General features: G+C 73.7%; 7 protein-coding genes. 1 reads left to right on the top strand and 6 read right to left on the bottom strand.

Annotated features, from left to right (window positions below):
* The 3 genes from alaS to DVA66_RS15400 form a co-directional block, all read right to left on the bottom strand.
* On the bottom strand, window positions 1–2,608 hold a 2,608-nt coding region (alaS, locus tag DVA66_RS15410), incomplete at its 3' end, for an alanine--tRNA ligase (RefSeq protein ID WP_114560878.1).
* A gap of 65 nt (window positions 2,609–2,673) precedes the next feature.
* Window positions 2,674–3,021 carry a hypothetical protein gene (locus DVA66_RS15405; RefSeq protein WP_114560877.1) on the bottom strand — a complete coding sequence of 116 codons (348 nt, stop codon included), beginning with the start codon at window positions 3,019–3,021 and terminating at the stop codon, window positions 2,674–2,676.
* Window positions 3,018–3,410 (bottom strand): DUF948 domain-containing protein, encoded by a 393-nt coding sequence (locus DVA66_RS15400; protein WP_114560876.1) that lies wholly within the window; start codon window positions 3,408–3,410, stop codon window positions 3,018–3,020. Before DVA66_RS15400 ends, DVA66_RS15405 begins: the two co-directional genes overlap by 4 nt.
* 222 nt (window positions 3,411–3,632) lie before the next feature.
* Between DVA66_RS15400 and DVA66_RS15395 the strand changes: the two genes are divergently transcribed.
* Window positions 3,633–4,157 carry a hypothetical protein gene (locus DVA66_RS15395; RefSeq protein WP_198671810.1) on the top strand — a complete coding sequence of 175 codons (525 nt, stop codon included), beginning with the start codon at window positions 3,633–3,635 and terminating at the stop codon, window positions 4,155–4,157.
* Between the two features lie 123 nt (window positions 4,158–4,280).
* Here the strand turns inward: DVA66_RS15395 and DVA66_RS15390 are convergent, their stop codons facing one another.
* The 3 genes from DVA66_RS15390 to DVA66_RS15380 form a co-directional block, all read right to left on the bottom strand.
* Window positions 4,281–5,666 carry a replication-associated recombination protein A gene (locus tag DVA66_RS15390; RefSeq protein WP_114560874.1) on the bottom strand — a complete coding sequence of 462 codons (1,386 nt, stop codon included), beginning with the start codon at window positions 5,664–5,666 and terminating at the stop codon, window positions 4,281–4,283.
* Window positions 5,667–5,687: 21 nt separating this feature from the next.
* A complete protein-coding gene (locus DVA66_RS15385; RefSeq protein ID WP_114560873.1) occupies window positions 5,688–6,032 on the bottom strand; it encodes a DUF4190 domain-containing protein in 345 nt (114 codons plus the stop codon).
* 79 nt (window positions 6,033–6,111) lie between these two features.
* The coding region (locus DVA66_RS15380; RefSeq protein WP_198671809.1) for a YdcF family protein at window positions 6,112–6,422 on the bottom strand (311 nt) is incomplete at its 5' end.

Below are 6,422 nucleotides of genomic sequence, written 5' to 3'. Positions count from 1 at the left end.
CGTCCACGTCGGTGCCGCCGCCCTGGGCGATGTCGGCCTTGCCGCCGCCGCGGCCGCCGACCACGGGGGCCCCGACGCCGACCAGCTTCCCGGCCTGCAGCCCCCGGTCGCGCGCGGCGGCGGTGGTGGCGACCACCAGCGACACCTTGCCGTCGGCCACGCCGGCCAGGGCGACCACGCCCGGGCGCTCCCCCAGTCGTCCGCGGACGTCGGTGGCCAGGGTGCGCAGGTCGGCCCCACCCACCCCCTCCAGGGTGTGTCCGACGAAGGCGGTGCCGGCCACGTCGGTGGCCGTGCCGGCGATCTCGGCACCCCGGGCCAGCAGCTGCTGCCCGCGGACGGCCGCCAGCTCCTTCTCGACGGTGCGCAGCTGGCCGACCAGCCGCTCCACCCGGTCGGTGAGCTGGTCGGGCTGGACCTTGAGCAGGTCGGAGAGGTTCGCGACCAGGGCGCGCTCGCGGGCCAGGTGGTCGAAGGCGTCCGCGCCGACGAAGGCCTCCACCCGGCGCACGCCGGAGCCGATCGAGGACTCCGCGGTCAGTGTCAGCAGCCCGATCTGGGCGCTGCTCTCCACGTGGGTGCCGCCGCACAGCTCGCGCGACCAGGGCCCGCCGAGCTCGACCATCCGCACGACGTCGCCGTACTTCTCGCCGAACATCGCCATCGCACCGAGGTCCTTGGCCTGCTGCAGCGGCATCTCGGTGGCCGTCACCTCCAGGTCGGAGCGGATCGCCTCGTTGGAGACGCCCTCGATCTCCTCCCGCAGCCCGGGGGTGAGGGCCTGGGTGGCGTTGAAGTCGAAGCGCAGGTAGCCCGGCCGGTTGTAGGAGCCGGCCTGGACCGCGGTCGGGCCGAGCAGCTGGCGCAACGCGGCGTGCACCACGTGGGTGGCCGAGTGCGCGCGGCAGCTGTCCATCCGCGCGGCGGTGTCGACCTGGGCCCGGACGGTGTCGCCGACGGCGACCTCGCCGAAGGTGATCCGCACCCGGTGGGTGATCAGCCCGGGCACCGGACGCTGCACGTCGACCACCTCCGCGCGCAGGCCGTCGGCGATGATCTCGCCGCTGTCGGCGTCCTGGCCACCGGACTCGGGGTAGAACGGGGTGCGGTCCAGCACCAGCTCGACCGTCTCGCCCTCCCCCGCGCTGGGCCGGCTGACCCCGTCGGCCACGACAGCCCGCACGGTGGTCTCGGCGAGCAGCTCGGTGTAGCCGAGGAACGGTGTCTCGCCGTCCGCGCGGACCATGGTGTAGGCCTCGAGGTTCTGCCCCGCACCCTTCTTGGCGCGGGCGTCGGCCTTGGCCCGGTCGCGCTGCTCGCGCATCAGCGCGGCGAACCCCTCGCGGTCGACCTGCAGCCCCTGCTCGGCGGCCATCTCGAGGGTGAGGTCGTAGGGGAAGCCGTAGGTGTCGTGCAGCTGGAACACCTGCGCCCCGGCCAGGGTGTCGCGCTGCTCGCTGCGGGCGGTGCGGACCGCGCCCTCGAACAGCTGGGTGCCGGCGACCAGGGTGCGCCGGAAGGCGTCCTCCTCGGTGTAGGCGGCCTGGCTGATCCGCTCCCAGGACTGCAGCACCTCCGGGTAGGACAGCCCCATCAGGTCTCGGCTGACCGGCAGCAGCTCCGGCAGCACCCGGTCGGTGACGCCGAGCAGCCGCATCGCGCGGACGCTGCGGCGCAGCAGCCGGCGCAGCACGTAGCCGCGGGCCTCGTTGCCGGGGGTGACGCCGTCGGCCATCAGCATCAGCGCCGAGCGCACGTGGTCGGCGACCACCCGCAGCCGGACGTCGTCGTCGTGGTCGGCCCCGTACTGCCGCCCCGACAGCTCCACCGCACGGGCGATGACCGGGTAGATCTCGTCGATCTCGTAGAGGTTGTCCACGCCCTGCAGCAGGTAGGCGATCCGCTCCAGCCCGGCGCCGGTGTCGATCTGCGGCTTGGGCAGCGGGCGCATCACGTCGAAGTCGTCCTTGGCGCGCACGGCCGACAGCTCGTACTGCATGAAGACGAGGTTCCAGATCTCGAGGAAGCGGTCCTCGTCGACCACCGGGCCGCCGTCGGGGCCGTAGGCCGGGCCGCGGTCGACGTAGATCTCGGAGTTCGGCCCACCAGGACCGGGCACACCCATGTGCCAGTAGTTGTCGAGCAGCCCGCGCTCCTGGATCCGCTCGGCGGGCAGGCCGGCGACGTCGCGCCACAGCCCGGCCGCCTCGTCGTCGCCCTCGAGCACGGTGACCCAGATGGTCTCGGGGTCGAAGCCGAGGCCGCCGGCGTCCTGGGCGGTGGTGATGAGGTCCCAGGCGTGCTGGATCGCCCCGGCCTTGAAGTACTCGCCGAAGGAGAAGTTGCCGCACATCTGGAAGAAGGTGCCGTGCCGGGTGGTCTTGCCGACCTCCTCGATGTCGAGGGTGCGCACGCACTTCTGCACCGAGGCGAGGTTGCGGGCCGGCGGCTGCTCCTCACCGAGGAAGTACGGCTTCATCGGCACCATGCCGGCGTTGACGAAGAGCAGGGTGGGGTCGTTGTAGAGCAGCGAGGAGGAGGGCTGCACCAGGTGGCCGCGCTCGGCGAAGAAGTCGAGGAAGCGCTGGCGGATCTCAGAGGTCTTCATGGTGGGGTCCTGACAGGTGGAGGTGCGGACGGGAGGGCGGGCGAGCGCTGGCCGGACGGGCCGGCTCAGCGCTCGGCAGCTCGCCGGGCCCGGGCCAGGTCCTCGGTGGCGCGCTCGCCGACCGGCTGGTCGCGGACGGTCTCGTCCACGTGGCCGGCCTCGGCGGCGGCGTCGCTGTCCTCCATGCCGAGCGCGTCGCGCAGCTCGGCCTCGCGCTCGTCACGGGCGCGGGTGAACTCGCGGGTGAAGTCGGCCACCCGCTGGCCCAGGTCGGCCTGTGCCTCGCCGACCCGCTCCCCGATCCGCTCCTGGACGGCCTCGGGGGTGGCCCGGCGCAGCAGGTCGCGGGCCTTGAGCAGCACGAAGACGCCGAGGACGGTGCCCAGCAGGAAGGCGAAGAGACGTCCGATCATCGCTTGGCCCGCCGTCCGCGCTGACCCTTGAGCGCCTGCCGGACGCCGTAGCTGATCGCGGCGGTGCGCACCAGCGGGCCGCCGAGGGTGGCGCTGAAGAGGGTGGCGAGCTGGGCGGCGTTCTCGGTGACCACGGTGGCGTGGCCGGTGACGCGGGCGGCGTCCTCGGTGACGACACCGACCTTCTCCAGCTCGGAGTTCACGCCGCGGACGGTGCCCTGCAGCTCGGTGAGGATCGGCACCGAGCTGTGCCCGAGGTCGCGCACGGCCAGCCGGGTCTCCTCCAGCACTCGGCCCAGCTTGAACAGCGGCACGGCCAGGATGGCGACCAGCACCACGAAGGCGATGGCAGCGATCATGCCCGCGATGCTGCCCAGGGTGACGTCCATGGTCTTCCTTCCTCCGGGGCCCTGCCGGCCCGACCTTCGGCTGGCGGTTGCCGAGCCTAGTGCAGACGGCACACGGAACCGAACCAGTTGAGCGGGCGGTGCCGACCACCCGGACCGCCCGGCCGCTGGCCTGCCGGAGGTGACGGTGGGCCGGTCCCGGTCCGCCCGCCGCACACGGGTGCCGTCCGTCGACCTGTTGCCCATCGGGTCGGAGGCGGCAGGATGAGCGCGATGACCGTCGTCAACGAGCACAGTCGGCTGCTGGCCGCACCGATCGAGCGGTGCGGCCACCTGCTGGAGGACCTCGCCGGTGAGCAGGACCGGCTGTGGCCGTCGCGATCCTGGCCGGCGATGCGGCTGTCGCCCGGGATGGCTGTCGGCGCCGTAGGCGGTCACGGCCCGGTCCGCTACACGGTGGCCGAGATGGCACCCGGTCGACACGTCCGTTTCCGGTTCACCGGACCGACGGGCTTCGACGGGGGGCACGAGTTCCTCCTCGAGGCGTGCGGTCCAGGCCGGACCAGGATCCGGCACGTGCTGACCCTGCGGCCGAGAGGCCGTGCCCGTCTCACCTGGCCCCTGGTGTACCGGCCGCTGCACGACGCACTGCTCGAGGACGCCTTCGACCAGGCCGAGGCCGTCGTGTCGGGCACCGAGCCGGAGCGGCACGTCTGGTCCGGCTACGTCCGCTTCCTGCGCTGGGTGATGGCGCTGACCCTCGCCCCTCGCACCGCCCGTCCTCGCTGACGCCAGCGCGCTGCGGGAGGGCCCTCGACAGCCGCCGGTGCCGACGCGGTGAGGCCGCGCAGTCCGTGGACCTGCGGATCGCCCCCGACCGGGTGATGCGGTGACAGCCTGCGTCGGGGCCCGCTAGCGCCGGTCGCGTCCGAGCAGCTCGTCGATCCGCTGCAGCCGGTCGGCGAGGTGGGCCTCCGCGCCGTGCCGGGTCGGGTGGTAGTAGCGGGCGGTGACCAGCTCGTCGGGAAGGTACTGCTGGGCGGCGACGCCGTGCGGCTCGACGTCGTGGGCGTAGACGTAGCCCTTGCCGTGGCCGAGCGCCCGCGCGCCCGGGTAGTGGGCGTCGCGCAGGTGGGCCGGCACCTGGCCGATCCGGCCGGCGCGGACGTCGGCCTCGGCGGCCCCGTAGGCGGCGTAGGCGGCGTTCGACTTGGGCGCCATCGCGCAGGCGACGACGGCGTGGGCGAGGTTGATCCGCGCCTCCGGCATGCCGATCAGCTGGACGGCCTGGGCGGCGGCCACGCACAGCGGCAGCACCGTCGGGTCGGCCATGCCGATGTCCTCGCTGGCCAGCACCATCAGCCGGCGGGCGACGAAACGGGGGTCCTCGCCGGCCTCGAGCATCCGGGCCAGGTAGTGCAGGGCGGCGTCGACGTCGGATCCGCGCAGCGACTTGATGAAGGCGCTGATGACGTCGTAGTGCTGGTCGCCGGCGCGGTCGTAGCGGACCGCGGCGCGGTCCACCGCCTGGCCGAGCACCTCGGCGTCGATGCTGTCGCTGCCGCGGGCGGTGGCGCCGGCGGCCGCCTCCTCCAGGTAGGTGAGCGCGCGGCGGGCGTCCCCGCCGGCCAGCCGCAGCAGGTCGGCGCGGGCCTCCTCGCTCAGGGTGTAGAGACCGCCGTCGGCGGTGCGCAGCCCGCGTTCGTCGACCAGCGCCCGGGTGACCAGGGTGCTGATGTCCTCGTCGGTGAGCGGGCGCAGGGTGAGCAGCAGGGAGCGCGACAGCAGCGGGGAGATCACCGAGAACGACGGGTTCTCGGTGGTGGCGGCGACCAGGGTGACGATGCGGTTCTCCACCGCCGGCAGCAGCACGTCCTGCTGGGACTTGGAGAAGCGGTGCACCTCGTCGACGAAGAGCACCGTGCTGGTGCCGCGGGCCAGTCGGCTGCGGGCGGTGTCGAGGACGGCGCGGACGTCCTTGACCCCGGCGGTGACGGCGGAGACCTCGACGAACTCCGAGCGGGTGGAGTGGCTGACCACCGAGGCGATGGTGGTCTTGCCGGTGCCCGGCGGGCCCCAGAGGAACACCGACATCGCGGCCTCTCCGGCGGCCAGCCGGCGCAGCGGCGAGCCGGGGCCGAGCAGGTGCTGCTGGCCGACGATCTCGTCGACCGTCCGCGGGCGCATCCGCACCGCCAGCGGGAGCTGTCCGGAGGTGGCGTCGCTCAGGCTGCCGCCCAGACCCGGTCGCGGGTCCGGGGCGGCAGCCGAGGTGGAGCCGAAGAGGTCCTCAGCCACGACCGAGCGGGCGCGGTCGGCTCACGCCGGGCAGGTGATCGGGGTGCCGTCGACGTCGTGCGTGCCCGGGCCGAGCTGGGAGCAGACCTGCTCCATGCCGACGTTGAACGCCACCACGCCTCCGACGATGAGGAGGATGATGCCGATGGTGAACAGCGCGCCGACGATGATCCCCGCGACGGCCAGCCCGTTGCCCATCCCGGCCTTCTTCGACTGCACGAGCGCGACGATGCTGACGATGAGACCGATCGGGGCCGCGACGATGGCCAGCACCAGGCCGACGATGCCGAGGGTCCGGCCCGGGTTCTCCGCGGAGGGGGGCGGGCTGCTGTAGGCGTGGCCCGGTGCGCCGTAGGGGTTGCTCATCGTCGGTGCTCCTCTGGTCGGTCGAGCGTGGTGGGGAGAATCGTGGCACACCCGGCCGACATCGCGCGCACCGTCGGGCTCAGGACAGCCAGAGCACCAGCAGCGGGGCCGGCAGGGCCACCAGCAGGGTGAGCACGACGTGCACGACGAGGTGCTCGGCGAGCACCGCCACGTACTCCCGCAGCACCGCCGAGGGCCAGAAGTAGCGGGCGGTGGGGGCGCCGACGGCCTGGGCGGGCAGGCCCAGCCGGCGGGCCAGCATCGCGGCGCGCAGCACGTGGTAGCTGCTGGTGACCACCAGCCCCGGCGGCAGCGGCGCCGGCGCGTCCGCGGGCTCCGTGCCGTCCGGCTCCTCGCTCGCTCCCGTCCGCTCGGCCGCCGGCGCCGGGT

Source organism: Desertihabitans aurantiacus (genome assembly GCF_003344635.1).
GTDB lineage: Bacteria > Actinomycetota > Actinomycetes > Propionibacteriales > Propionibacteriaceae > Desertihabitans > Desertihabitans aurantiacus.
Note: the sequence above shows the minus strand (reverse complement) of the source record. Positions and strands in the feature narration are given on the sequence as shown.

Coding starts and splice junctions, on each gene's coding strand:
- DVA66_RS15405 (WP_114560877.1), bottom strand. CDS start 3,021: ATGATCGGACGTCTCTTCGCCTTCCTGCTGGGCACCGTCCTCGGCGTC.
- DVA66_RS15400 (WP_114560876.1), bottom strand. CDS start 3,410: ATGGACGTCACCCTGGGCAGCATCGCGGGCATGATCGCTGCCATCGCC.
- DVA66_RS15395 (WP_198671810.1), top strand. CDS start 3,633: ATGAGCGCGATGACCGTCGTCAACGAGCACAGTCGGCTGCTGGCCGCA.
- DVA66_RS15385 (WP_114560873.1), bottom strand. CDS start 6,032: ATGAGCAACCCCTACGGCGCACCGGGCCACGCCTACAGCAGCCCGCCC.